At 75.7% G+C, this 2,378-nt stretch carries 2 protein-coding genes; both read left to right on the forward strand.

From position 1 onward, the window contains the following. Window positions 1-2 precede the first annotated feature (2 nt). Complete coding sequence (locus EHS43_RS42785) at window positions 3-1,463, forward strand: ABC transporter substrate-binding protein (RefSeq protein ID WP_125195848.1); 1,461 nt, start codon at window positions 3-5, stop codon at window positions 1,461-1,463. After that, a partial coding sequence (locus EHS43_RS42790; RefSeq protein ID WP_148104279.1) for an ABC transporter permease occupies window positions 1,460-2,378 on the forward strand: 919 nt, incomplete at its 3' end. The genes EHS43_RS42785 and EHS43_RS42790, both read left to right, overlap by 4 nt.

Here is a 2,378-nt window from a genome sequence, read left to right on the forward strand (position 1 = left end):
ACCTGATCCCGGCCGCCCTGGCGTCCACCCTGCTCACCGGCTGTTTCTCCGGCACCTCCGCCGAGGGCGACGGCGACGGCAAGCGCGTTCGCGTCGCGATGATGCAGCCCCCGCGCTCGGGCCTGTCCCCCCTGACCGACGACGCGTTCAAGCTGTCGCGCTGGGCGACGGCCGAGACGCTGGTCAAGCTGGACGCGGACGGGAACGCCGAGCCCGCCCTCGCCACCGCGTGGCAGCGGTCGGGCCGTACCTGGACCTTCGGGATACGCGACGGCGTCACCTTCCACGACGGCACGAAGCTGGACGCCGAGGCGGTCGTACGGTCCCTCACCCGGGCCGCCACCGCCGCCCCCAAGCCCCGCATCCTGGACGGCGTCGAGCTGACGGCGCGGGCCGTGGACGCCGGCACCGTCAGCGTCACCACCGCCCACGAGGACCCACTGGTCCCGCAGCGCCTCAGCTCCCCGCAGCTGTCGGTCCTCGCGGCGCGCGCGTACACCGGGAAGACCGTGAACCCGGTCGGCGCCGGCACCGGCCCCTTCGAGCTCACGCAGGTCGACGGCACCTCCTCCGCCACCCTCGACCGCTACGACGGCTACTGGGGCGCCAAGGCCAAGTCCCCCGGTATCGACGTGCGGTTCGTGCCCGACGGCACCGCCCGCGCGGCCGCCCTGCGCAGCGGTGAGGCCGACATCGTCGAGGCGGTACCGGTCTCGCAGGCCGCCGTCCTCGACCAGGACCTGATCACCGAGGTCCCCATGCCGCGCACCAACACGCTGTACCTGAACACGGGCGACGGCGCCTTCGAGGACGCCTCGCTGCGCGCCGCCGCCCGCGAGGCGATCGACGCCGGGGCCCTGGTCGAGGGCGTGTACGAGGGACGGGCCGACGTCGCCGAGGGACTGCTCGGACCCGCGCTGCCCTGGGCCGCCGAACTGCGCACGCCCGTCCGGCGCGTCGCGGCGGGCAGCCCGCGCGGCGAGACGATCACCATCGGCACCTACACCGACCGCACCGAGATGCCCGAGGTCGCGGCGGCACTGCAACAGCAGCTCCAGCAGGCCGGGTTCACGGTGAAGCTGGACGTCCGCGAGTACGCGAACATCGAATCCGACGCGCTCGCGGGCGAGTTCGACGCGTTCGTGCTCTCCCGCGCCACCGTCCTCGACTCCGGCGACCCGGCCGCCTATCTCTACAGCGACTTCGCCTCCGAGGGCACCTTCAACCTCTCGCACTTCTCCGACAGGTCGGCCGACGCAGCCCTGGAGAAGGCCGCCGACACCCCCGTCGGGGACACCCGCCGCCGGGCGATCGTCGCGGCCGAGGCCGCCGTACTCGCGCAGGACGCCGCCGTCCCGCTGCTCCACGAGCGGGTGATCCAGGGCGACGCCGCCGGGGTCGTGGGCGCCGCGCACGACCCGCGCGAGCGCGAGCTGGTCACCGCCGCCACGTACGTGAAGTGAGGCCCACGGCCGCCGGGACGACCCGGCTTCTGAGCCTGCTCGCGGTCGTCGCCGCCGTGGGCCTGCTCCCCTGGCTCTCCCACCGGGACCCCGCGCTCACCGTCCTGCGGGCCCGGTCGGCCGAGCAGGAGGCCACCGAGGAGGCCCTCACCGCGATCCGCGAGGACCTCGGTCTGGACGCCGGCCCCCTTCATCTGCTGGGGAGGTGGGCAGGAGACCTCCTGCACGGCGACCTCGGCACCTCCTGGGTGTCGGGCCACGACGTCCTGCCCGCCGTCCTCGCCGGGCTCCAGGTGTCCCTGGCCCTGATGGGCGCGGCGCTCGGCGTGGCGGTCCTGCTGGCCGCCGCCCTGGTGGCCCCCGTGCTCGTGCGAGGGCGGGGCTCGGCCGGCGCCCTCGCCGCGATGCTCGCCGCCGTCCCCGAGTTCCTGCTGGCCACCGTCGCCCTGCTGGTGTTCGGGGTGTGGCTCGGTGTGGCGCCGACGTCCGGCTGGACGGGCCCGGCCCATCTGGTGCTGCCCGCCCTCGCCCTCGGCGTGCCCGCGGGCGGGCTGCTGGGACGGCTGGTCGCGGACGCCCTGCCCGCCGTGTTCGGCGAGCGCTGGGTGGAGCTGTGGCGGGGCGCGGGAGTGAGCCGTACGAGAATCTCGGCGGCCGCCCTCAGACGCGTACTGCCGCCGCTGGTACCGCAGTTCGGCATGGCCGCGGTCGGCCTTGCGGGCGGCGCGGTGGCCGTGGAGCTGGTGTTCGCGGTGCCCGGCATCGGGCGTACGGCCCTCGGCGCGGCCCGCTCGCAGGACCTGCCGCTGCTCCAGGGCTCGGTGCTGGCCCTTCTGCTGCTCGGCCTGGTCGCGGGCGCCGCGGCGGCGCGGGCCCGGCGCCGCCTGCTGGGCCCGGCACTGCGCGACGCGGGTC

The sequence above is a fragment of the Streptomyces sp. RP5T genome, assembly GCF_003933965.1.
GTDB lineage: Bacteria > Actinomycetota > Actinomycetes > Streptomycetales > Streptomycetaceae > Streptomyces.